This is a genomic window from Streptomyces sp. PT12 (assembly GCF_003311645.1).
Taxonomy (GTDB): domain Bacteria; phylum Actinomycetota; class Actinomycetes; order Streptomycetales; family Streptomycetaceae; genus Streptomyces.
Map to the genome: position 1 here is coordinate 163,989 of NZ_QEST01000184.1, position 25,856 is coordinate 189,844.

The 25,856-nt window shown below is 74.6% G+C and carries 5 protein-coding genes (1 of these 5 only partly in view); all 5 read left to right on the forward strand.

Annotated elements, in window-relative coordinates:
• Tightly spaced (each overlapping or abutting the next), the 5 genes in view from DEH69_RS21195 to DEH69_RS21215 form a layout consistent with a single transcriptional unit that may run on beyond the window.
• Complete coding sequence (locus DEH69_RS21195; RefSeq protein WP_113688557.1) at positions 1-9,306, forward strand: polyketide synthase; 9,306 nt, start codon at positions 1-3, stop codon at positions 9,304-9,306.
• Complete coding sequence (locus tag DEH69_RS21200) at positions 9,303-18,371, forward strand: SDR family NAD(P)-dependent oxidoreductase (protein WP_113688558.1); 9,069 nt, start codon at positions 9,303-9,305, stop codon at positions 18,369-18,371. Before DEH69_RS21195 ends, DEH69_RS21200 begins: the two co-directional genes overlap by 4 nt.
• Positions 18,368-24,610, forward strand: coding sequence for a type I polyketide synthase (locus tag DEH69_RS21205; protein WP_113688559.1), 6,243 nt, complete (start codon positions 18,368-18,370; stop codon positions 24,608-24,610). Before DEH69_RS21200 ends, DEH69_RS21205 begins: the two co-directional genes overlap by 4 nt.
• Entirely contained in the window at positions 24,603-25,724 is a 1,122-nt protein-coding gene (locus DEH69_RS21210) for a DNA alkylation repair protein (RefSeq protein ID WP_113688560.1), read from the forward strand. The genes DEH69_RS21205 and DEH69_RS21210 overlap by 8 nt, the downstream gene beginning before the upstream one ends.
• Positions 25,721-25,856: the 5' end (the start) of a bifunctional SDR family oxidoreductase/pyridoxal phosphate-dependent aminotransferase family protein gene (locus DEH69_RS21215; protein ID WP_113688561.1), read on the forward strand. It continues 3,701 nt past the right edge of the window; only the first 136 of its 3,837 coding nucleotides appear in the window; the start codon lies at positions 25,721-25,723; its stop codon lies off the right edge, out of view. Before DEH69_RS21210 ends, DEH69_RS21215 begins: the two co-directional genes overlap by 4 nt.

The window sequence follows — 25,856 nt, forward strand, 5'->3', positions numbered from 1 at the left end:
ATGCCGAGCAACTGCTTCATCATCGGCGGAACCCGGGTCCTCACCCATTGCGCCACCCAGCTGCTCGACGCCGGCGTACGCGTCGAGGGCGTCCTCAGCGACGACCCGGCCGCGGCCGCGTGGGCGGCCGAGCACGGCATCGCCCTGCACGACCCGGACGACCTGGCGGCGACGCTGTCGGGGCGGCCGTTCGACTACCTGTTCAGCGTGGTCAACTTCCGGATCCTCTCCCGGGAGATCCTGGACCTGCCGAGGATCGCCGCGATCAACTTCCACGACGGCCCGCTGCCCCGCTACTCCGGCAGCAACGTTCCGGCCTGGGCGCTCTACGAGGGAGCGACCAGGCACGCGGCGACCTGGCACCTGATGGCGGAGGCCGTGGACGCCGGCGGCGTGCTGCTGGAGCGGTGGTTCCCGATCCGCGACCACTCCACCGCCCTGTCCCTGACCTACGAGGCGAGCGAGACCGGCATCGAGCTGTTCCGGAACCTCGTCCCGCATGTGGTGGCCGGCACCCTGCCCGAGCCGGTCGACACCGGCGATCGCGAGCGGCGGTTCTACCGCCGGTCCGCCCGCATGGCGTCCGGCGGCGTGATCCACGCCGGCACCAGTGCCGCCGAGGCCGTCCGGATATCCAAGGCCCTCGACTACGGCTCCTTCCCGAACCCGCTCGGCATCCCGACTCTCGTCACCGAGCAGGGCGCGGTCTTCACCCGGCAGGTCAGGCTCATTCCACGTGACGAACCCCGCGAGAACACCATCGCGCTCGGGGTGGCCACCTCGGCGCTCACCCTCGCGGCGCCGGACGCGGACCTCGTCCTCAGCGACTTCCTCGCCGTCGACGGAAGCGCCCTGAGCGGCCAGGCCGCCGCACAGCGCCTGGGCATCGTCGAGGGCGCCGCGATGCCCGCCGTCTCGGCGGAGCGGCTCAAGGACATCGCCGCCGCCCAGCGACTGCTGCGGCCCCGCGAGCCGTGGTGGCGGGCGCGGCTGGCGGAGCTGCGCCCCGCGCCGCTGGCCGCCGACGACTTCACCGCGGCCACGGCGCACTACGGGCGCTATGAGCTGGCGTTCACCCCGGCCTCCCGCGAGGAGGCGGTCGGCGTCGTGCGCGCCTTCCTCGCCGCCGTGGCCGAGCGCACGGGCGAGGCCGTCTACGACTTCGCGTGGTCGCCGTCGGCCGCGCGTGCCCTCGCGGACCGGACGCATGGCATCGCCGCCGCCCGCTTCCCCGTCCGGTTTGACGCGGACAGCACGCGCTCCCTGCTCGACAAGCTGGACGAGGCGGCGGAACGGAAGGGATACGCCGCCGACCTCGAGGTTCGCCTCGGCCTCGCGGGGCGTCCGCTGGGCTCCGAGGAGCCGGCCTTCACCCGGGTCATGGTGCTGGAACGGCTGGCCGGCGAGGAGGCGTCCGCGGAACCGCACACCGAGATCGCCCTGTTGTGCCTCGACGACGGCCCGCCCACGGTCTTCGTGCGGGAGACCGCGATGCGCTCCGACGAGGCGCTGGCGTTCACCGAACGGGTCGAGGACATCGCCCTGGCCGCGCTGTTCCACGGCGAGGACGCCGCTCCCGCCGGCGAGCGGCCCGTCGCGGCCGACGCCGGGGGCGCGACCGCGGAGCCGGAGGAACCGGCCGTCACCCCCGCCGCCGAGGCCGGGGACGCGACCAGCGAGGCGGCGGGGCCCACGGTCCTCGACCTGGTCGCCGCCGCGGTCGCCGAGCGGCCTGAGGCCGTCGCCCTCCGCTGCGGCAACCGGACACTGGACTACGCCGGGCTCGACGCCTGGGCCGACGCGATCGCCGCCCGCCTCCACGACCACGGCATCGAGCACGGCTCGGTCGTCGGCGTGCTGCTGGAGCGGGGCGCCCACCTGCTGCCGGCGTTGCTCGGCGTCCTGCGGGCCGGTGCCGCCTTCCTGCCGCTTGACGCCGGCTACCCCGTCGAACGGCTGCGGCGCTACGCCGAGGTCTCCGGGTGCGACCTGGTGCTCACCGACGCCGCGACTCACGCGCTTGGCGCGTCGCTCGGCCCGGCCCTGCGGGTGCCGGAGGCGGACGGCTCGGCGGCGGCGGTGCCGGCCACGCCCGGTGGCGGTGACCTGGCGTACATCCTGTTCACCAGCGGCTCCACCGGCGAACCCAAGGGCGTCGAGATCGAGCACGGGGCACTGGCCAACTTCCTCACGGGAATCGGCGAACGCCTCGGTGTCTCGGCCGGCGACCGGGTGCTCGCACACACGACGGTGGCCTTCGACATCTCCCTGCTCGAGCTGTTCCTGCCCCTGACGGTCGGCGCCACGGTGGTGCTGGCCCCGGGCTCAGTCGCCCGCGACCCGGGCCGACTGGCCGAACTGGTCGGCGAGGTGACCGTTGCCCAGGCGACCCCCAGCATGTGGCGGCTGCTGCTGGAGACCGGCTGGAGACCGGTGCCCGGCCTCACCGTCCTCTCCGGTGGCGAGGCGCTGCCCGCCAGCCTCGCCGAGCCGCTGCACGCTTCGGCGCGCGCGCTGTGGAACCTGTACGGGCCGACCGAGGCGACCATCTGGGCCTCCTGCCACCGCGTCACCTCCGTGGACGCGCCCCCGCCCCTGGGGGAGACGTTGCCAGGGCTCGCGTTCCACGTCCTGGACGAGCGGTGGGAGCCGTGTGCCCCCGGCGCGGTCGGCACGCTGTACATCTCGGGCGCGGGGCTCGCCCGGGGCTACTGCCGGCGCCCTGACCTCACCGCGGACGCCTTCCCCGCCCACCCGGTCACCGGCGAACGGCTCTACCGCACCGGCGACGAGGTGCGGCTTGGCGAGGACGGCGCCCTCACGTGGCTCGGCCGCGTCGACGCCCAGGTGAAGGTGCGGGGCAACCGCATCGAGCCCGCGGAGATCGAGCGGGTGCTGGAGCGGTGCCCCGGGGTCGGCGCGGCCGTGGTCGCGGCGGCGCGCTTCGAGGGGCGGGGGGAACCACGGCTGACCGCCTACCTGGTCGGCGACGCACCGGGGACGAAGGCCGAACTCGACGCGTTCGTCCGGGAATCGCTCCCGGAGTACATGGTGCCCGACGCCTATGTGCGCCTCGCGGCGTTGCCCCTCACGGAGAACGGCAAGGTCGCCAGGTCGCGGCTGCCCGAGCCGACGCGGGACACCATCGTCAGGGCCGCGGAACCCGCGCCCGCGACCGAGCGAACCGCGCCGCCGCCCCAGGCGGCCGGCGAGGCGGTCGGCCTGACCATGGCGGCCCTGGCCGAGGTGATCGCGCGCACCTTCGCGGACACCCTGGGGAGCTCCGGCTTCGGGACGGAGGCCAACTTCTTCGACCTGGGCGGCGAGTCGGCCAATGTCACCGTCGCCGCGGCACGGCTCAGCCGCGCGCTGGGCGCGCAGATCAGCACCACGTCCATCTTCGCCACCGGGTCGCCGGCCAGGCTGGCCCGGCTGCTGGCGGACGAGGGCGCGGTGCGCGTCGTCGCCGCGCGGGAGGACGGCGCCGCCGACGGGCCCGCACCCGCAGCCGGAGCAGAGGCACCGGAGCCGGTCGCCCCCGCGCGGGTCGCACGGGCCGCGCCCGAGCGGTCGGCGCCCGCCGCGCCCGCCGCACCCGCCGCACCCGCCGCGCCCGTCGCGCCCGTCGCGCCCGTCGCGCCCGCCGCGTCGGCGGAGGCCGACGGGCCCGTGGGCGCGCGGCGTCCCGTCGGGGCCGACGCCCTGGCCATCGTGGGCATGGCCTGCCGGTTCCCCGGCGCCGCCACACCCGACGAGTTCTGGAGGAACCTCGTCGACGGCGTCTCGGGCATCGGCGAGGCACCGGCCGGACGGCGCGGCTGGGCGCACCTGTGGACGGACGCCGACGACGTGCGCATGGGCTGGATCGACGGCGTCGAGTACTTCGACCCCGCGCGCTTCGGCCTGACGGACCGCGAGGCGCGCCGGATGGACCCCCTGCAACGCCTTCTGCTCACCGTGACGGCGGAGGCGCTTGAGGGCAGCGGTCACGACCAGGTCTCTCTCGGCGCCGACACCGGCGTCTTCGTCGGCACGATCGCGAGCGACTTCCCCGAACTCGTGGCGCGGAGCACCGGCCACGCCGATCCGCACGCGGCGACGGGCACCGCCATCTCCATGATCGCCAACCGGCTGTCGCACGTCTTCGGCTGGTCAGGCCCGAGCCTCGCCGTCGACACGGCCTGCTCGTCGTCGCTGGTCGCCCTCCACCAGGCGGCCATGCACCTGCGCGTCGGCGATGTGGACGCCGCCGTGGTCGGAGCCGCCAACCTGGTGTTCACGCCGGACAAGACGCGTTCCTTCGCGCGCGGCGGGATGCTGTCCCCGCAGGGGATGTGCCGCGCCTTCGACGAGGCGGCGGACGGCTATGTCCGCGGCGAGGGCTGCGGTGTCGTCGTCCTCAAGCGGCTCGCCGACGCGGAGCGCGACGGCGATCCCGTGCTGGCCGTGGTCCGCGGCAGCGCCGTCAACCACACCGGCGGCGGCGCCGGGTTCCTCACGGCACCCAGCAGGCCAGCCCAGGAAGCGGTGCTGCGCAAGGCGCTGGCCGCGGCCGGGACCGCCCCGGACGGCATCGGATACGTCGAGGCGCACGGCACCGGCACCCAGCTCGGCGACCTCATCGAGCTGGAGGCGCTGCACGCGGTGGTCGGCCGGGCGGCCACGGGCCCGGTCGCCATCGGTTCGGTGAAGACCAACATCGGTCATCTGGAGCCCGCCGCCGGCATCGCCGGCCTCATCAAAACGGTCCTCGCGCTCCAGGCTGGCGCGATCCCGCCGTCCCTCAACCTCCGCACCCCGAACCGGGCCTTCGACTTCGACGGCTCGCCCCTGTTCGTCGCCGACCGGCTCCTGCCCTGGGAGGGGCCCAGGGTCGCGGGCGTCAGCAGCTTCGGCTTCGGCGGCGCGAACGCCCATGTCGTGGTCGAGGCCGCGCCCCCTTCGGCGCCCGCCGCCGACCACGGCCCGCGCCTGCTGACGCTGTCGGCCGCCTCCGAGGCCGGGCTGCGCACCCTGGCGCGGCGCCTGGTGCTGATGCTCGGGGCCGCGTACTGCCCGCCCCTGGCCGCGCTGAGCGAGGCGAGCCTGCGCCGTCCCGCGGCGCCGCACCGCCTGGCCTGCGTGGTGGACGGCGTGGAGCAACTGGAGGACAAGCTGCGGCTGTTCCTCGCCGGCGTGAGCGAGGCGCGCTCCCTGTACGCGGGTGTCGCCTCCGGCGGTGGCCGGACCGGGTCGGTGCCGGTGGAGCCCGGGGCGGACCGGCATCAACTCGCCGCTGCCGCCCGGCAGTTCGTCGCCGGGGCCGATCTCGCCGCCGGGCCGGGGCGGGCACCCGTCCGCTTCCCGACCGCGCCGCACGAGGAGCGTTACCTCTGGTTGGAGCCCGCGGAGCGCGCGGAGAGCGCGGGGACCGCGCCAGCGACGCCGACCGGCCGTGCCGCCCGGTCGTGGGCCGCGCGGGACGAGGCCGCCGAGCACGTGGTCCTCGGCAGGCCGACCCTGCCCGGCGCGGCCTATCCAGGCCGAGTCGCCGAACTCGTCGGCCGTGACCGATTCGGCCTGCGCGACCTGACATTCCGCGTGACCGTCGAGGGCCCGGAGACCCTCTCCGCCGAACGCGAGGGCGCGTCGGTCAGGTTCCACAACGCGGCCGGCGCCCTGGTCTGCGACGGCCGGGTGGTCGACCCGGAGCCGCCAGCGTTCACCGCGCCCCCCTCGGGCGACGCTTTCGCGGAGGCGGATCTCGACGCGATGTACCGCGCGTTCGAGCGCGACGGGCTCCGCTACGGCCCCGGCTTCCGCACGGTCGCCTCCCTTGCGACCGCCCCCGGATGGGCCACCGGCGAGCTGCGGGCGGGACTGCCACCGCTTGGCGCGGTGGACACCCGGCTGCTTGACGGGGCGTTCCAGGTCGCGCTCGCCGCGTGCGGCGCGAAGGGGCTGTACGTGCCCTTCACCATCGGGCGGCTCTCGGTCCTCGGGCGGCTCCCCGGCACGGCCCGCGTATACGCCCGGCGCGACCGGGACACGGGCCCCGACGCCGACCTGCTCGTCGCGAGCCTGGTGATTCTCGACGGGAGCACCCCGGTGCTTGAAGCCCACGGCGTCACCTGGAAGCGGCTCTCGCCGTCGCCGCCCGACCGGGTGCCGGAGCCGGGCCCGGAGCGGGACGCCCTGCGCACGGGCCTGTCCGGGCTGGCGGGGAAGGCCACTCCCGCCATCGCCCCCGCCGCGCGCAACGGCCACCGCGCCGCGCCGGAACGGGCGGGCGAAGGGCTGGAGGCGGCCCTGGTCGGGTGGGTGGCATCAGCCCTGGAGCGGGAGGCCGACGCCCTCGAGCCTGACCGGCCGCTTCAGGAACAGGGACTCGACTCCCTGCTCGCCGTCTCGCTGGCCCAGGACATCCAGGAGAAGCTCAACGTCGACATCCCGGTCACCCTGCTGCTCGAGGTCGGAACGGTCCGGCGGCTCGCCTCCGAGCTGCGCGATGAGTACGGCGTTACGGCCGTGCCGTCCCCAGGCGCCGACGCCGGATCCCCGCCGTCTCCTCCCGCGCCCCCGGCCTCCGCCGCGGGTGCCGGGAGCAGGCCCGCGAGCTCCCTCCCCGCCCCCGCCGAGGCCGCGGGCACGCCCGACGACGACCGCCACGCCATCGCCGTCATCGGCCTCGACGGGGTCTTCCCCGGCGCCGCGAACATCGAGGAGCTGTGGGATGTCCTGATGGCCGGCGAGGACCGCCTGCGCGAGGTGCCGCCCGACCGCTGGGACATCGAGGAGTACTACGGCACCAAGGGCGAGCCGGGCACGGTCTACCTGCGCAAGGCTGGCTTCATCGACGGCCTCACCGAGTTCGACGCCGGGTTCTTCCGGCTCTCACCTGCCGAGGCGCAGTGGATCGACCCCCAGCAGCGTCATCTGATCCAGTCGGCCTGGCGCGCGCTCGAGGACGCCGGGATCGCCGGCCGGGTGCACGGCTCCACGGGTGTGTTCGTCGGCGCCAGCTACCAGCACTACCGCGACGTCGTCGTGGGCGATGTCGTGGAGACGGCCGCGGGCCTGGGGAACCACAACGCGATCCTCGCCAACCGGCTGAGCTACTTCCTGGATCTGCGGGGGCCGAGCATGACGATCGACACATTGTGTTCGTCGTCGCTTGTGGCCCTGCACACGGCGGTGCGTTCCCTCAGGGAGGGCGAGTGCGAGCAGGCCATCGTCGCCGGCGTGCACGTGGCCCTGTCCCCCCTGCACTATGTCGCCATGCGGAACCTGCGCGCCCTGTCCCCTTCGGGTGTGGTGCGGGCGTTTGATGCGGGGGCGGATGGGTTTGTGCCGGGGGAGGGTGTGGTGTCGGTGGTGGTGAAGCCGTTGGGGGCGGCGTTGCGTGATGGGGATCGGGTGCGTGGGGTGGTGCGGGGGAGTGCGGTGAATCACGGGGGGCGGACGAGTGGTCTGACGGTGCCGAGTGGTGGTGCGCAGCATGAGGTGGTGGTGGCGGCGTTGCGGGATGCGGGGGTGTCGGCGGAGTCGATTGGGTTGGTGGAGGCGCATGGGACGGGGACGGGGTTGGGGGATCCGATTGAGGTGGAGGGGTTGACGCGGGCGTGGCGTCGGTTTACGGATCGTTCGCAGTTTTGTGGGATTGGTTCGGTGAAGTCGAATATTGGGCATTTGGAGCCGGCGGCGGGGCTTGCGGGGTTGGTGAAGGTGTTGTTGGCGTTGGAGCGGGGGGTGGTGCCGGCGTCGTTGCATGTGCGGCGGCCGAATGATCATGTGCGTTTTGAGGGGACGCCGTTTTTTGTGGTGGATCGTCCGTGGGTGTGGTCGCGTGGTGGGGGTGTGCGGCGGGCGGCGGTGAGTGCGTTTGGGATGGGGGGTGTGAACGCTCATGTGGTGGTGGAGGAGGCGCCGCCTGTGGTGCGGGGGGAGCCGGTGGTGCGGGGGGGTTATGTGGTGCGGGTGACGGGTGCGGATGAGCGGGCGGTGCGTGCGCTGGCCACCGCCTACGCCGACCGCTTCGAAACCGCATCGGACGACGAGCTGGGCGACCTCGCGTACACCGCCAACACGGGCCGCGCGGCTCACCGTTGGCGCGTCGCCGTGCACGGCGCCAACGGCGCGGAACTGGCCGCGCGGCTCGCCGATGTCGCCGACGGCGGCACGTCGGCCGTCCAGCGGGGCGGAAATCCGGCCGCCGTCTTCCTCTTCACCGGCCAGGGAACCCAGTACGGCGACATGGCCAAGCAACTGGCGGCGACCGAGCCCGCCTTTCGCGAGGCCCTGCACGAGTGCGCCGAACTTGTCGAGCCCCACCTCGACGTTCCGCTGCTCGATCTGCTGCACGGCGGCGCCGGGCACCTGCTGGACCAGACCCGGTACGCGCAGGTCGCCATCGTCAGCGTCCAGGTGGCCCTGGTGCGTTACCTGGAGGCGGTCGGGGTGCGCCCGGCCGCCGTCGCAGGGCACAGCCTCGGCGAACTCACGGCCGCCTGGGCCGCCGACGTGCTGCCCCTGCCCGACCTGCTGCGGCTGACCGCGCTGCGCGGCGCGCTCATGCAGGAGCGGTCGGCCGGCGGATCCATGGCCGCGGTCCACACCGACGCGGGGACACTGACCGACGCGCTGCGGGACCACCCCGACGTGGAGATCGCGGCGTACAACGCGCCCCGGGCGCACACGGTCACCGGCCCCGCCGACGCCGTCGCCCGTTTCCTCGCCGAGACCGCGATCCGCACCCAGCGGCTCGCCGTCAGCCACGCCTTCCACTCCGCGGCCATGGAGCCGGCCGTGCGGCCGTTCGCCCAGGCCGTGGGCGCCACGCCGCTCAAGCCCCCCGCTCTCCCGTTCGCCACCACGCTGACCGGCGACTGGCACACCGCGGAGACCGCGACCGACCCCGAGCACTGGGCCGCGGCCATCCGCCGGCCCGTCCGCTTCGCCCAGGCGCTGGCCACACTCGCCGGGACGGAGCCGGACGTCGTCTGGGAGATCGGCCCCCACCCGCACCTGCTCCCGCTGGCCAGGGCCACCCTCGCCGAGCCTCACCCGGCGTGGATCGCCACGCTGCACCGCGGACGCGACGACCGGGCCCAGCTGCGGGCCGCCCTGACCGACCACCACAACCGCACCGGCGCCGACCTCAACTGGAGCGAGCTCCACACCGGCGGGAACCACCGCACCACCTCCCTGCCCACCTATCCCTTCGACCGACTGGAGCTGACCGCGCCTCCCGCTCGCCGCACCGTGACGAGTGCCGTGGGTCACCCGCTGTTCGACCGTCGTTACGAACACCGGAGCGAGACAGAATGACGAAACGAGCCGAGACCTACGAGAAGACCTTCGCGGGACACGACCCCTTCGTCGCCCAGCACCGTGCCCAGGGGACCGGGCTGCTGCCCGCCGCGGTGCAGCTGGAGATGGCGATGGTCGGGGTCGCCCGGCGCCGGCCGTTCGTCCCCCTGGAACTCACCGACGTCTCCTTTCTCCGGCCCCTGGCCATCGCCGACGGGGCGACGGCGCCCGTACGCCTCGATGTGACGCACGTAGACCGGACGCGCTTCGAGCTGAGCACCGTCCTGGCGGGGGAACGGAAGGCGCTGTCCACAGGCGCAGGCCGGCTGCTTGGCGACGGCGGACCCCGCCCACGGGTCCGGCGAGTGACCGGCACCCGGCACATCGACCCGGAGGATCTGTACGGGAGTTGGGCGGGGGCGGGGCTCGACTACGGGCCGGACTTCCGCACGGTCCTTGACCTCACCGTCGGGGAGGGCACGGCCCTGGCCACCCTGCGCAGCGACGCCGAACCCCAGCCCTGGCACGCCAACCCGCTGCTGGTGGACGGCGTCTTCCAGGTCGTCAGCTGCGCGCTCCAGGATCTCGCCCCTGGCGGCGAGCCCCGGCTCATGCTGCCGATCGGCGTCGCCCGCCTCGCGGTCCTGAGCGACCTGTCGGCCGCGACGACCGGTGTGAGCGTGCTGGCGCGCCGCACCGCCGACGAGGGCGCCCACGCGACGGGGGACGCCCTCGTGCTCGGGCCGTCCGGTGAGGTCGTGGCGGAGTTCACCGGCGTGCGGATGCGCCGCCCGGCCCTGCCGGGCACGGCACACCGCTCGTCGGCCGGTGTCCCAGGACCGGTCTCGCGGATCGAGTGGTCGCGGGCCGCCCCGCCCGGCACGCCGCGCGAACCCGCGACCGGCACCTGGGTCGTCGTGCACGACGGCCACGCCGGTGGCCTCGGCGAGCGCACCGCGGGCCACCTGCGCGCCGAGGGCGCCCGTGTGGTGGAGGCGGTCCTCGCACCCGGGGCCGCCCCGCGCGCCCAGGACCCGGACCACCGGCTCCTCACCGCGGCGGACGAGGAGGACTTCCGCCGACTCTGGGCCTCGGTGGGCGACGAGGTGACCGGCGTCGTGCACCTGGGCGGCTGCGGTCCACAGCGGACGCAGATGACGGAAAGGGCGGAGGGGGCGGAAAGGGCGGAGGGGACGGAAAGGGCGGAGCGGGCGGAGCTCGACGCCGGTCTGTACGGCTGCTTCGCCGCGCTGAAGACCCTGGGGGAACGGCAGCGCCGCGCCCGTTTCCTCGCGGTGACCCGGTTCGCCCAGCCGGTCACCGGCGACGACCGGCCCGTTCCCGCACGCGCGGCCCTCTGGGGGCTGGTCCGCACCGCCGCGATCGAGTACCCCGGACTGCGGCCCCGGCTCGTCGACCTCGACGACGCCTCCCCCGACGTGCTGCTGGCGGAAGTCGGCGACGGTCCCCCCGAGGTCGGCTACCGGGGCGGCGTCCGCCATGAGCCGGTCCGGGTCAGGACCGGCCCGTCCGCCGCCACGGCGCGGCCCATCCGCCGAGGAGGCCGCTATCTGATCCTCGGCGGTCACGGCGGCCTCGGCCTTGAGGTCGCCGCCCGGTTCGCTCGGGAGGGCGCCGGCGTGGTGGCCCTCGTGAGCCGCTCCGGCGGGGCGCACGTCGATCGCGCCCAGCTCGCCCGGATCGAGGCGCCAGGGTGCTCGGTCGTCTCCTACGCCGCGGACATCGCCGCGCCGGGCGAACTTCGGGCCGTGCTCGAACGGTTCCGCGCCGAGGTCGGCGAGCCGCACGGTGTCGTGCACGCCGCCGGCACCCTCAGGGACGGGCTGATCCGCTCCGCCACCGCCGAGGACATCGCCGAGGTGATGCGCTCCAAGGTGGACGGCGTCCGCGAACTCGCCGCCGCGGTCGCCGGTCTCGACCTGCACTTCGCCGTCCTCTTCGCCTCCGTCTCGGGAGCGTTCGGAAATCTCGGACAGGCGGGCTACGCCGCGGCCAACGCCTATCTGGACGCCTTCGCGCACGCGCGCGGCGCGCCCTGGCTGAGCGTCGACTGGGGCCTGTGGGGCGAGGTCGGCATGGGCACGGCCGTCGCGGAGCAGCTGCGGCGCCGGGGCGTCCGCCCTCTTCGGACCGCGGAGGCCCTGGACGCGCTCGTCGCCGTGCTGGGCGGCGACCGGCGCCAGGTCGTCATCGCACACCCCGACGCCTCGGACGCGCTCGCCGATGACGACACCCCACGGGCCGCGCCCGGAGCCTCCCCCGCCCAGGGGGACGGCGGCGTCAGCGCCGGGGGAGCGGACCACGAACGCGTCGAGGAGGAGCTGGAGCGCTTCCTGACGGGGCGTCTCGGCCTCGCCTCCCTCGACCGTGTCACGCCCCTGGCGGACCACGGCATGAGCTCGATCATGAGCGTCGAGATGTCGGAGGAGCTGTCCCGCAGATGGGGAGTCCACCTGCCGGCCACGCTGTTCCTTGAGTACGGCGGCTTCGAGGAGCTGGCGCGGGCGTTGACGGAACGCTACGGAGTGGCCGAGGCCCTTCCTGAGCCCGCGCCCGAGCCCGAGCCCGAGCCCGCGCCCGCACCCGTCGTTCCCCCGGCGCCCGCGCCCTCGCCGCGGACCGGCGACCACGGGGCGCCGTCCCGACCCTCTGGCGCCAGGCCCGGTGATGTCGCCGTGGTCGCCGCGTCCTGGAACCTGCCCGGAGCCGAGGACCCGGACGGCACATGGTCCCTGTTCCGCTCCGGCGGGCACGCGTTCACCGAGATACCCGCCGAACGCTGGGACATCGACGCCCACTTCGAGCGGCGCGGTCCGCACATGACCGGGACATACTGTCGTACGGGCGCCTTCCTGAGCGACATCGACCGTTTCGACCCCACCTTCTTTGGCATCTCGGTCCGCGAGGCCGAGGAGATGGACGCCCAGCAGAAGCTGCTGCTCGAGCACGCCTGGGCGGTGCGGGACGACAGCGGCCTCGCGGGCCGGCGCGACATCGGCGTCTTCGTCGGCGCCACCTACACCCATCACCGCGACGCCAGAGGGCTGGAGACCGTCGGCCCCTACACCGCGCTGGGCTCCATGAACGCGCTGCTGGCCAACCGGATCTCCTACGCGTTGGATCTGACGGGCCCGTCGCAGACGGTCGACACCCTCTGCTCGTCGTCGCTGGTCGCGGTCCAGCAGGCGGTCGCGGCCCTGCGGGAGGGGCGCTGCGGCGCCGCCATCGTGGCGGCCAGCCAGGTCGGTCTCACCCCCTGGTACTACCGCAGTCTGAGCCAGCTGGGAGCCCTGTCCGAGTCCCGGCCGCACCCCTTCGACGCCCGGGCCGACGGCTTCGTCCCGGGCGAGGGGACGGTGGCCGTGATGCTCAAGCGGCTCGCCGACGCCGAGCGGGACGGGGACCCGGTCTGGGGCGTGATCCGCGGCGCGGCCGTGAACCACGGCGGTCGCGGCAGCGCTCTGCCGGTGCCCCGCGGCGAGGCGCAGAGCGAGGTCATCCGCGCGGCCCTGGACGACGCGAGCGTCGCCCCGGCCGACATCACGCTGATCGAGACGCACGGCACGGCGACCCGGCTTGGCGACCCGATCGAGATCGGGGCTCTCGCCGAGGTGTTCGGCGGCGACCCGGCCCGCGGCGGCCCGTGCCACCTCGGCTCCGTCAAGGCCAACATCGGCCACCTGGAACCGGCCAGCGGGCTCGCCGGCCTGGTCAAGGTCCTGCTGTGCTTTCGCCACCGGGAGATCCCGCCGCTCGCCGGCTTCGAGACCCCAGGGCCGCACCTCGACCTCTCCTCAGGGCCGTTCGCCATCCCGACCGAGCCGCTTCCCTGGCACTCCGACGGGCCGCGCCGCGCGGGGATCAGCGCCTTCGGCATGGGCGGCACCAACGCGCACATCGTCGTGGAGGAGTACGTCGCCGACCGCCCCGCCGAACAGGACGCCGCGCCGGGCGCGCTGGACGAACACCTCCTCGTTCTCTCCGCCCACACCCCCGACGCACTGGCCCGGCGCGCGGCCGGCATCCTGCGGATGCCGCGACCCGAGACCGCGGCCGCCCTGTGCCGCTCGGCCGCGGTGGGCCGCGACCACCGGCGGCACCGCGTCGCCGTCCTCGGCTCAACCGCCGACGAACTGCGCGCCGGACTCGCGTGGATCGTCCGCCGGGGAGGCGACGCGGACGGGGCCGTGCTGCGCGCCGACACCGTGCTCACGGGCGGCACCGCGGTGACCGACACCGCGCTCATCGAACGCCTGGCGGCGCTCACCTCCGTCGGCGTGGAGCGGCTCACCGCTCGACTGCGCGTTCCCGAGAGCCGGTTGAGCAGCTCGCTGGCCGCCTTCCACGTCGCGGGCGGGACCGTCGACTGGCGCAAGGTGTACGAGGGGGCGCCGGCCCGGCGGATCACGCTGCCGCCGTATCCCTTCCGGAGCGCCGCCGAGGGGACGCGGCGGGTGGAGGAGGAAGCGGATGATGTCGTGGCCCGGCTGACCGGTGCCCACCGGGTGTTCGGCGAGCCCAGCGTGCCGGGCGCCCTGCCGCTGGCCCTCGCGCTTCGGCACACCGATGTCCTCGGGCGCGTCACCTTCCCGGTGCGGGGGACCGGCACCCACCACCTCACCGGCGACCTCGACGACCCGGCCCGCACCGGACCGGCCGCCTTCCGCTATGGCGAGCGGGTCGTCGCCCGCATCGAACCCGGTGCCCACGAGGAGACGCCGGCCGATACGGCCCTGGACCTCGACGCGCTGCGCGCCGAACTCACCCGGCCCCTGGAACCGGAGGGCCTGTACGCCTGGTTCGAGGTGAAGGGCATGGCCATCGGCGCGCCGCTGCGTTCCCTCACCGAGGTGCGTCACGGAACGGCTCGTGTGCTGGCGCGCGTTGACGCCTCGTCCGGCGGCGCGCTGGAGCGGGGCGCGGTCGCGCTCGACGCCGCCCTCCAGAGCATGGCCGTGCTCACCCTCGCGGACCCGGCGGCCCCGGACGGAACGTATCTGCCTGTCTCGATCGGGCGGGTGACCCGGTGGGGCGACCCGGCGCAGACGACCCATGTGCTGCTTGAGGCCGACGACACGGGCACCGACCGCGTGCGCCGCGGCGATGCGGCACTGCTCTCCGCCGACGGCGGCGTGCTGGTCCGGCTCAGCGGCATCGAGTACCGGACGGTGACCGAACCGGGGGCGCGGCCAAGCCGCCCTCCGTCCGCGGAGCCCGCCCCGGTGACCGGCCCCGCCCCGCGCGGGGAGCACCGGGAGGCGGCCGAGGCCGCGGTTCTCGCGATCGTCCGGAGGGCCTTCCACGACCCCGGCATCACCCCGACCACCCCGCTGTCCTCCGCGGGCCTCGACTCCCTGCTGGCGACGGCCATCGCGGCCGACGTGGAGGAGGCCCACGGCGTGCCGTTGAACGTGGCCGACGTCCTGGACTCCCCGGACTGCCGAGCCCTGGCCGCGGCCGTGGCCGAGCGGGCCGCCGAGGGAACCTTCGCGCCCCCGGCCGATGAGCCGTCCACTCAACCGCCGCCCGAGCCCGCGGCCGAGGGGCCGCTCGCCGCGCCGCCGCCCGAGCCCTCGGCCGGCGCGGGCACCCGCCGGGCCGCGTCGGACGCGGCGCGCGAGGAGAGGGACATGGCCGTCATCGGCTTCGCGTTCGCGCTGCCGGGCGCCCAGGACGAGGAGGCCCTCTGGTCGCTGCTCGCCGGCTCGGGCACGGCCCTCCGCCCGGCACCGGCCCACCGGTGGGGCGAGTACGCTAACGGGGCGGAGCCCGACATGGGCGGGTTCCTCGACAACGTCGAGGAGTTCGACGCGGAGTTCTTCGACTTCTTCCCCCGCCAGGCCGAGGCGCTTGACCCGCAGGCGCGCTGGCTGCTGCGGACCACGTGGGAGGCGCTGGAATCGGCGGGGCTTCCGCCGCGTCAGCTGCCGCCCGCCACGGGCGTGTTCGTCGGCGCCAGCTACCAGCACTACCGCGAGTACAACATCGCGCCCGAGCTGGACGCGCACAGCGGTCTGGGGAACCACAACGCCTTCCTCGCCAACCGGCTGAGCTACTTCCTGGATCTGCGGGGGCCGAGCATGACGATCGACACATTGTGTTCGTCGTCGCTTGTGGCCCTGCACACGGCGGTGCGTTCCCTCAGGGAGGGCGAGTGCGAGCAGGCCATCGTCGCCGGTGTCCGCGTCGCCCTGTCCCCCCTGCACTATGTCGCCATGCGGAACCTGCGCGCCCTGTCCCCTTCGGGTGTGGTGCGGGCGTTTGATGCGGGGGCGGATGGGTTTGTGCCGGGGGAGGGTGTGGTGTCGGTGGTGGTGAAGCCGTTGGGGGCGGCGTTGCGTGATGGGGATCGGGTGCGTGGGGTGGTGCGGGGGAGTGCGGTGAATCACGGGGGGCGGACGAGTGGTCTGACGGTGCCGAGTGGTGGTGCGCAGCATGAGGTGGTGGTGGCGGCGTTGCGGGATGCGGGGGTGTCGGCGGAGTCGATTGGGTTGGTGGAGGCGCATGGGACGGGGACGGGGTTGGGGGATCCGATTGAGGTGGAGGGGTTGACGCGGGCGTGGCGTCGGTTTACGGATCGTTCGCAGTTTTGTGGGATTGGTTCGGTGAAGTCGAATATTGGGCATTTGGAGCCGGCGGCGGGGCTTGCGGGGTTGGTGAAGGTGTTGTTGGCGTTGGAGCGGGGGGTGGTGCCGGCGTCGTTGCATGTGCGGCGGCCGAATGATCATGTGCGTTTTGAGGGGACGCCGTTTTTTGTGGTGGATCGTCCGTGGGTGTGGTCGCGTGGTGGGGGTGTGCGGCGGGCGGCGGTGAGTGCGTTTGGGATGGGGGGTGTGAACGCTCATGTGGTGGTGGAGGAGGCGCCGCCTGTGGTGCGGGGGGAGCCGGTGGTGCGGGGGGGTTATGTGGTGCGGGTGACGGGTGCGGATGAGCGGGCGGTGCGTGCGCTGGCCACCGCCTACGCCGACCGCTTCGAAACCGCGCGCACCGCGCGGGAGACCGCCGACCTGTGCCACACGGCCAACGTCGGCCGTTCCGCGCTCGGCTTCCAGACGGCCGTCCACGGGCCCGACGCCGCCGGGATCGCGGCGGCGCTGCGCGCCGTGGCGGCGGGCACCGTGCCGATCGCCCGCGCCGACGCGGGCCTGACCGCCGAACGGGACCCGGGCACGGATCCCCGCGCCGTCGTGGACCTGGTGCGCGCCGGGTATGTGCACCTCGACTGGGCCGCCGTCTCCCCGGCGGGCGCCCGGACCACGGACCTGCCGACCTATCCGTTCGCCCAGGAGAAGTACTGGCACGTTCACCGGCCGGTGGCGCCGGCGCCGAAGCGGCGCGGCCCCGAGGCGCTCAGGGCCGGGTGGCGCGCCCGCGAACTGGCCGCGGAGCCCTCGGCGTTGTCCGGCACCGTGCGTCTGGTCACGGCGGAGCCCGGGCTCGGGGACGCGCTCGCGGCTGAGCTCAGGGCCAGGGGAGCGGTCGTCGTGGAGCCAGGGCGAAGCGCGGACGCCGTCGTCGTGGTGGACGGCTCCCCGGCGGGGAAGGCGCAGGACCTTGGCGCGTTCTGGACCGAACTGGGCGCCCTGATCAGGGAGTTGCCGCCGCACGGCAGACTGCTCTGGGCTGGCGTTGACGGTGCGGCCATCCACGCGGGGGAACGGGCCGCCACCCGCCCCGAGACGGCCGCCATGGCGATGGCCGTCTCGGCCGCCTGTGCCGAGAGCCGCAGACCGTGCGCGGTCGTTCACCTGGCCTCCGCCGACCCGCCCGAGGTCTGGGCCCGCCAGCTCGCGGTCGAGTACGCGGCCCTGCACCACGGCACCGGGGACACGACCGTCGCCTACCGGGGAGCCACGCGGTACGAACCGGAGACGGCCGCCGCGGAGCCGGGGCCGCCCTGCCGGGTGTCCGCCGACGGGTACTACCTGGTGACCGGAGGGCTGGGGGCCATCGGCCGGCGGCTGGCCGAGCGGCTGGCCGACCGCGGCGCCCGGCACATCGGCATCGTCGGCCGGTCCCTGGCCGACCCCGGGCGCAGCGAGGCGCTGCGCGAGCTGGCGCGCCGGGCCGAGGTGGCGTATCTGCCCTGTGACGTCTCGGACGCGTCGGCTCTCGCGGCCGTCGCCGAGGAGTGGGGAAGGCGCTGGGGGCGGCTGCGCGGCGTGGTCCACTGCTCGGGCGGGGTCAACCCGTTCGGGGCGATGCACCGCAGGCCGTGGAGCGAGGCCGCCGACGTGATCGCCCCCAAGGTGCAGGGTTCGTCGAACGTCGTGCGGCTGGCGAAGGACCGGGGCGCCGACTTTGTGACCCTGGCGTCCTCCGTCGCCGGCGCGTGGCCATCGGCGGGCCGGGGCCTGGTCGACTACAGCCTGGCCAACGCCTACCAACTCGCCCTCGCCGAGCGGGAGAACGGCGCCGCCACCGCCGTGACCGCGCACGCCTGGCCGAACTGGACGGGCGTCGGCATGGAGGCGGACGCGTCCTTCGCCGCGGGCAACTCCCTCGCGGCCGACGAGGCGGAGAACGCGTTCTTCGACCACGCGCTCACCGGTGGCGCCGTGCTCTTCCCCGGCCGGGCGCCCGCCCCCGCTCCCGCTCCCGTGGAGGCGACTCCCGTGGAGGCGACTCCCACGGGCGCGGCGGGGACCGGGGGCGCGGCGGGCGCCGACGAACGGCTGGGCGCCGTCGGGGAGATCAACGCCGTCATCCCCACGCCGGCCACCGGGCGGGACCGGGCGGCGGTGCGCGCGTCGGTGCGGGACGCCTTCGTCTCTGTGCTGGGGGTGGACCCGGGCGAGCGCCCGCTCCAGGATCTCGGCATCGACTCCCTGGTCATCGCGGAACTCGCCACGGCCCTTGAGCAGCGCGTCGGCCATTCCGTCGATCCCTCGCTGCTGATGCGGGCCAGCACGGCCGACGACATCGCCGCCGCGCTCGCCCGCGCCGCGGACGGCGCACCACCGAGGGCGGTGGCGGGGGCGACGGCCACCGGTGACCGCGCCGCCGCGCTCGGCCTCCTGCTGCGGCCCCTGCTCGACGGCGACGCGGGGCGGACGTCATGACCGAGGACACGACCGGAGGGACCGTGGAGAGCGAGCAGGATGACCGCATCGCCGTCATCGGCCTGGCGGTGCGGCTGCCGGGAGCCGAGGACGTCGCCGACCTGGCCGACATGCTCAGGCGCGACACCGTCGAGGTCGACGAGGTGCCGCCCAGCCGGTGGGCCCGCGAGCTGTACCTCGGTGACGCGGCGCACCAGGGAACGCACCACCGCGGCGCGTTCCTGCTCGACCCCTTCTCCTTCGACCACGAGGCGTTCGGTCTCGCGGCCGATGACGCCATCCGCCTCGACCCGCAGCAGCGGGTGATGCTGGAGGTCGGCGCGCGGGCCCTGGAGGACTCCGGATATCTGGGGTCCCGGCCCCGGCTGAACGCGAGCGTGTTCGTCGGCGCCCGCATGAACGCGTACGGCTTCGACCACGGGCGAGGACTCGCCGGGGCGCCGGAACCCGCCGACCGCCCGGCCGCCCTGTGGGGCCGGTCGCAGAACTTCCTGGCGGCCTGGCTGTCCGACCGCTTTGACCTGTCGGGGCCGAGCCTCGTCGTCGACACGGCCTGCTCCTCCTCGCTGACGGCCGTCTGGCTCGCCTGCCAGAGCCTCGCCACGGGAGCCAGCGAGCTGGCCGTGGTCGGCGCGGTCGACCTGCTGGTCGACCCGCTGACGTTCGTCCTGCTCTCCCGGACCGGCGCGCTGTCCCCTGACGGCCTGTGCCGAACGTTCGACAGCCGGGCCGACGGCTATGTGCCGGGCGAGGGCGCCATCGCCCTCGTCCTGAAGCCGATGCGCGCGGCCCTCGCCGACCGCGACATGGTGCTCGGCGCGATCAGCGCCACGGCGGTCAACAACGACGGCTCCACCATGGGCGTCACCACGCCGAGCCTCGACGCGCAGGTCGAGCTGCTGAGCGAGGTCTACGCGACGATCGACCCGGCCACCGTCCAGTACGTCGAGGCGCACGGCACAGGCACCGCCATCGGGGACCCGATCGAGACGCGCGCCCTCACCGAGGTGTTCGGTCGGCACGGTGTCCCGCGGAACTCCGTGGCGCTCGGCTCGTTCAAGCGCCGCATCGGGCACCTCCACTCGGCGTCGGGCCTCGCGGGACTGGCGAAGGTGCTCGTCATGCTGCGTGAGGGTTTCGTCCCGGCGATGACCGTCGAGTCCCCCAACCCGCGGCTCAACCTCGCCTCGGGTCCCTTCCATCTCCCGGCGACCCCGCGCCCCTGGCCCCAGGCGCCGGTGCGGCGGGCGGCGGTGAGCGGCTTCGGCTTCGGCGGCACCAACGCGCACGTGGTCGCGGAGGCCGCGCCCCGCGTGCCGACCGCCGAGCCGACGGGCGCGGTCCATGTGCTGCCCCTGTCCGCGGACCGCCCCTACGCGCTGCGTGAACTGGCCGCCCAGTGGCTCCGTTTCCTGCCCACCGTGGCCGGCGACCTGGACGACGTGTGCGCGACCGCGCGACTGGCCCGTCCGCACCGCGGCGAGCGGCTGGCCGTCACCGGAGGCGACGCCGAGGAGCTGGCCTCCGCGCTGCGGACCTGGCTGTTGCGGGCCGGTGGCGCCGGAGAGGCCCACGGCACCGTGCGGGTCCGCCCGGTGGCCGCTTCGGCGCCCCCCGCGTGGCTGGCGGCCATCGGCCGTGCCGTGCCCGCCGTGCGCGAGGTCATCGGTCTTTTCGAGACGGCGACCGGCGCCCGGCTGGCCAGGTTCTCCGGGGAGTTGCTCCGCATCTGCGAGGGGGTCGCCCTCGCGGTCGCGCTGCGCGACCTCGGGCTGCCAAGGGACACGGTGGAGCTGCCGCCGGGGTGGGAGGCGGTGCGGGACTTCGCCTGGGCGGGCGTTCCCCTGGAGCAGGCGCTGGCCGACGTGCTCCGGCGCGACGGGGACGCGGCACCGGGCCCGCCGTCCGGGGCGGACCGCGAGGTCTGCGCGCGGCTGGCCGGGGCCCGCGACGAGCGGGAGGTGACCGCGGTGCTCGCCGCGGTCGCGGCCGAACTGTTCGCGGCGGGCCGGGAGATCGACTGGTCCGCGTTCCAGGCGGAACGGCCCTGGCGCAAGCGTCCGCTGCCGGCGGCCCAGCCCGACGGTCCCGCCCTGGACCTGCGCGAGCCGCTGCGCTCGGCCGAGCCGGGAACCCCCACGGAGCTGATCCCCCACCAGGACGCCACCGGATACGCCTTCTCCCGGGTGTTCGGAGCCGGTGAGCCGCCCATAGCCCAGCATGCCGTCCACCGGCGGATCATGCTTCCCGGCGTCGCCTGGTTCGACTTCCTGCGCGAGGGCGCCACCCTGCACGGCTCAACGTTCCACGGAGTCGCCGATGTCCTCTTCCACCGCCCGCTGATCCCCGCCGGGGCGCACCGGGTGGTGTGCCGGGTGGACGGGCGGGGGCGGTTCACGGTCGAGGAAGCCGAGAGCCGCGAGCCGTTCGTCACCGGCCGGTATCTCGCCAGGGCCGCCGACGAGCCGGCCGCCGTGCCGGTCGCCTCGCTTCTGGATGCCTGCGCCGACCCGCGGGCGGGCTCTGAGCTGTACCGGTGGCTGCGGCGGATCGGCTACCACCACGGCCGCTACTACCGGAACATCTCCTGGGTGGCCGACCTGCCCGACGGCGGTACGCTCGCCCGCGTCGAGGGCCGCCGCCAGCGGGAGTTGAACCCGGCCGGGGTCCGGTTGTTCCCCGGGCTGCTCGACAGCGTGACCATCGCCGCGATCGGGCCAGGCAACCCGGTGTTCGGTGCCGCCGACGCGTCCGTGTTTATCCCGCTCTCCGTGGGGCGCGTGGACGTGCACGGGCCGCTGGACGACGCCGCGTACGTCCGCACGGAGATCGCCTTCTGGAACGACGAGGCGTGCCGGGTCACCCAGACGGTCACCGACGCGACGGGACGGCCGCTGCTGGTGTTCGCCGAGATGGCCTCCAAGCGGGTGCCCCCGCTGGCGTTCCGCGCGGAGCCGGCCGTCTCCTTCGCGGGGGCGGGCTCCGGCTCTGGCTGGGGCTCTGGCACCGCGAAGGCAGCGCCGCCCGCGGCCCCCGTCCTTCCTGAGGCGACGGCTTCCCGCCCGGAGACGGCCACCCGCGCCGTGCCGGAATCCCCCGTGCCGGAATCCCCCGTGCCGGAATCCCCCGTGCTGGAATCCCCCGTGCCGGAGGCGACGGCCCCGGCCGGTCGGCCCGCGGCCGTCGCACGGGTGCTCGCCTGGTTCCTCGAGCTGACCCAGACGCCCGAGGAGCACGCCGACACGGAGTTCCTGTCCGCGGGGTTTGACTCGGTCGGACTGGTGTCGCTGAGCGAACGCGTCTCCCGTGAGTTCGGTCCGGCGCTGTACCCGACGGTGTTCTTCGAGTACCCGACCCCGCGGCGGTTCGCCGACTTCCTGGCGGGCGAGGCGCCGGAGCTGGTGGCCAGGCTGGCCCCGCGGGCCGGAGGAACGTCTGGCCCCGGCCCCGGCCCGGGTTCCGGCCCCCGCGCCGACGCGGGCCGGGCCTCCGCCGACGACGTGCCCGCGGGGGGAGCGCCCTCCCCCGAGCCCGCGCCCTCCCCCGAGCCCGCGCCCTCCTCTCCCGCCCGCGGCCGCCCCCCGCGCCCTCGTGATGTCGCCGTGGTCGGCGCGGCCGTCCGGCTTCCCACCGCCGATGGCATCGCGGCCTTCGCGGAGCTGCTCGGCGAGGGCCGGGACACGGTACGCGCCCTCCCCGACGGGCGGCGGAGCCGGTGGGAAGGCCCGGCCCCGCACGCGTCGTTCCTGGACCGGGTGGACGAGTTCGACCCCGCTCCCTTCCGGATCTCGCCCAGGGAAGCCCCGCTGATCGACCCCCAGGCGCGCCTGGTGTACGAGACCATCTGGGAGGCGCTGGAGGACGGCGGCCGGCTGGGCGAACGCGCCGAGGGCAGCACCACCGGCCTGTGGATCGCCTACAGCCACGACCACTACCACGAGGAGCGGGCGCGCCACGGCGTTCCCGAAGGGCGCGGCCTCGGCCTGGAGGCGATGATCGCCAACCGGCTCTCGTACCTGATGGACTGGCGCGGCCCCAGCGTCCTCGTCAACACCCTGTGCTCCTCCTCGCTCGTGGCGCTGCACACCGCCGTGCGGGAGCTGCGCGCAGGGGAGATCGACACGGCCGTGATCGGCGCCGTGCACGGTGCGATCAGCCCGGAGTACTTCCGTTCCATGGGCGACCTGATGGCGCTCTCGCCCCGGCACCGCTGCCGCGCCTTCGACGACACCGCCGACGGCTTCGTGCCCGGCGAGGGCGCCGTGGCCGTGGTGCTGCGGCGGCACGGGGACGCCGAGCGAGACGGCGACCGGGTGCGCGGCCTGGTCAGGGGAACGGCGGTGAACCACGGTGGCCGCACCACCCGTTACTCCGCCCCGAACCCCAGGGCCCAGCGCGACGTGATCGCCGCCGCCCTCGGCGACGCGGACGTCTCCCCTGAGACCATCGAGCTGGTCGAGGCACACGGCACGGGCACGCGGCTGGGCGACCCCATCGAGATCGACGGGCTGACCCGCGCGTGGCGCCGCCACACGGACCGTTCGCAGTTCTGCGCGATCGGGTCGCTCAAGTCGAACGTCGGCCACCTGGAGCCGGCGGCCGGCCTCGCCGGTCTGGTGAAGGCGCTGCTCGCCATGGGGCACGAGCGGATACCGCCGACGCTCCACGTGGTGCGCCCCAACGACCACATCCGCTTCGAGGACTCCCCGTTCTACCTCGCCGACCGCGGCGTGCCGTGGCCGCGCGGCGACCGTCCGCGCCGCGCGGCGGTCAGCGCGTTCGGCATGGGAGGCGTCAACGCCCATGTGATCGTCGAGGAGCCGCCCGCCGCACCGGACGGGACGCCGCTGGCCCAGGACAGCCACATGCTGCGGGTCAGCGCGGCCGACGAGCCGGCGCTGCGCGCCCTGGCCGGCGCCTACGCCGACCGGGTGGCCGCCCTGGCCGACGACCGCGTCGGGGACTTCGCCCGCACCGCGAACACCGCGCGGGCCGCGCACCCCCACCGCGTCGCCGTGCACGGCGCCACCACCGGTGAACTCGCCGACCAGCTCGCCCTTGTCGCGGCCGGCACCATCCCGGCGACCCGGCACACCGGCAGGGCGACGGCCACCGCGTTCCTGTTCACCGGCCAGGGCTCGCAGTACGCCGACATGGGCCGAGGGCTGTACGCCACCGAGCCCCGCTTCCGCGACGCGCTGGACGAGTGCGCCGAACTCCTGGCGCCGCACGCCGACGTTCCGTTGCTCGACCTGCTCCACGGCCAGGCCCGGCATCTGCTCGACGAGACCCGGTACGCGCAGATCGGCATCGTCAGCGTGCAGGTCGCCCTCGTGCGGTACCTGGAGGGCGTCGGGGTGCGCCCCGACGCGGTCGCCGGGCACAGCCTCGGTGAGCTGACCGCGGCGTGGGCGGCGGGTGTGATCGCCCTGCCCGACCTGCTGCGGCTGACCGCCGAACGCGGTCGGCTGATGCAGGCCCAGCCCACCACCGGGGCGATGGCCGCCGTGCACACCGACGCCGACACCCTCGCCGCCGCGCTTGAGCCGTACCCCGACATCGAGATAGCCGCCTACAACGCGCCGCGCGCGCAGACCATCAGCGGGCCGGCCCGGTCGATCGACCGGTTCAGGGCCGAGACCGCCCTTCGCGTGAGACCGCTGACGGTCAGCCACGCCTTCCACTCGGCGCTGATGGACGGCGCCGTCGCCCCGTTCGCCGAGGCCACGGCCGCGACCCCGCTGCGCCCGCCGGCGATCCCGTTCGCCAGCACGCTGACCGGCACCTGGCACACCGCCGGGACCGCCACCGACCCGGCGCACTGGGCGCGGGCTCTCCGGCACGCGGTGCGCTTCGGCCAGGCCGTCGCCACCCTGGGTGAGACGGGCCCTGACACCGTGTGGGAGATTGGCCCGCACCCGCAGCTCATTCCCCTGGCCCGTGCCACGCTCGCCGTCCCGGGCTCCGAGTCCGCGCGGCCGGCGTGGATTGCCACCCTCCGTCGGGGACGCGTTGACCAGGTTCAGCTGCACGCCGCCCTGACCACGCACCACAACCACGCCGGCGCCGCCCTGGACTGGACCGGACTCCACCACGGGAAGGGCCAGCGCACCACCGACATCCCGACCTATCCATTCAACCGGCGGCGCTTCTGGGTCTCCACCGACACCGAGGCCCCTCAGGACGCGCCGGCCGACACGCGACCCGACGAGACGAGAAGGCCCGAGCACCATGGCTAGCGAGTACGGACTGAAGCGACACTTCAACGGCGAGGCGGCCCGCCTCATCGGCGGCAGGGTCCGCGCCGTGTACCCCGAGTTCGATGTCGAGGGCTACGTCGCCGAGACCGAGCGGCGCGTCCCGGGCAAGGAGCTGAAGGACCGCGTTCTCGTCCTGACCGAGGGCCTGCGCGACCGGCTGCCCGGGGACTACCCGGGCGCCCTGGCGATGCTCATGCCCACCCTCGGCGACGAACTCGCCGAGGGCGAGGGCATGTTCAACACCAGCTGGTTCCTGATGCCGGTGGCCAGGTTCGTGGAGGAGTACGGGCTGGAGTACCCCGAGCTGTCCCTCGACGCCATCGAGGAGATCACCAGGAGGCACACCGGCGAGTACGCGATCCGGCCCTATGTCGAGCGGCACTACGCGCCGGCCATGAAGCGCGTCGCCGAGTGGGCCCGCAGCCCGAGCCACAACGTGCGACGCCTGGCCAGCGAGGGGATCAGGCCCCGGCTGCCCTGGGCCCGCACCCTCGACATCTTCGTCAGGGACCCGCGGCCCGTCCTGGAGATCCTCGAACCCCTGCGCAGCGACCCCTCCGAGTATGTGCGCAAGTCCGTCGCGAACAACCTCAACGACATCTCCAGGGACCACCAGGACCTCGCCCTCGCCACCGCGCTGCGCTGGCTCGACGAGAGCCCCACCCCCGAGACCGGCTGGATCGTCAAGCACGGGCTGCGCACGCTGGTGAAGAAGGGCGACCAGCAGGCCCTGGCCATCCTGGGCGCGACCGGCGGCGACCGGGTCGAGGTCCCCCGGCTCAGCGTCACCCCCCGGTCCGTGATCGTCGGGGAGACCCTCGTCATCGACCTCGACATCGTCAACACCGACGACCGGGCCCACAGCCTCACCGTCGACTACGTCGTCCACCATGTGCGCAAGAACGGCCGCAGCATCCCCAAGGTGTTCAAGCTCACCACCCTCGACATCGCCGCGGGAGAACGACGCGCCCTGCGGAAGTCCCACCCGATCAGGGAGGTGCAGACCCGCGCCTACTACCCGGGGGAGCACGTGGTCGACATCCAGGTCAACGGCCTGGTGAAGGCCACCGAAAGATTCGACCTCCGCAGATGAGCGGCCTGCGCATCCCGCTCAGCGCCGCCGACCCGCTGGTCGACGACCACCGGATCGGCGCCACCCCGGTCATCGCCGCCGCGCTCCAGATCGACGCCATGCTGCGCGCCTGCGACGCCCGGCGGCCCGACT

Excerpts from the sequence above, each read along its gene's own strand:
- DEH69_RS21195 (WP_113688557.1), top strand. The coding sequence starts at position 1 with ATGCCGAGCAACTGCTTCATCATCGGCGGAACCCGGGTCCTCACCCAT.
- DEH69_RS21200 (WP_113688558.1), top strand. The coding sequence starts at position 9,303 with ATGACGAAACGAGCCGAGACCTACGAGAAGACCTTCGCGGGACACGAC.
- DEH69_RS21205 (WP_113688559.1), top strand. The coding sequence starts at position 18,368 with ATGACCGAGGACACGACCGGAGGGACCGTGGAGAGCGAGCAGGATGAC.
- DEH69_RS21210 (WP_113688560.1), top strand. The coding sequence starts at position 24,603 with ATGGCTAGCGAGTACGGACTGAAGCGACACTTCAACGGCGAGGCGGCC.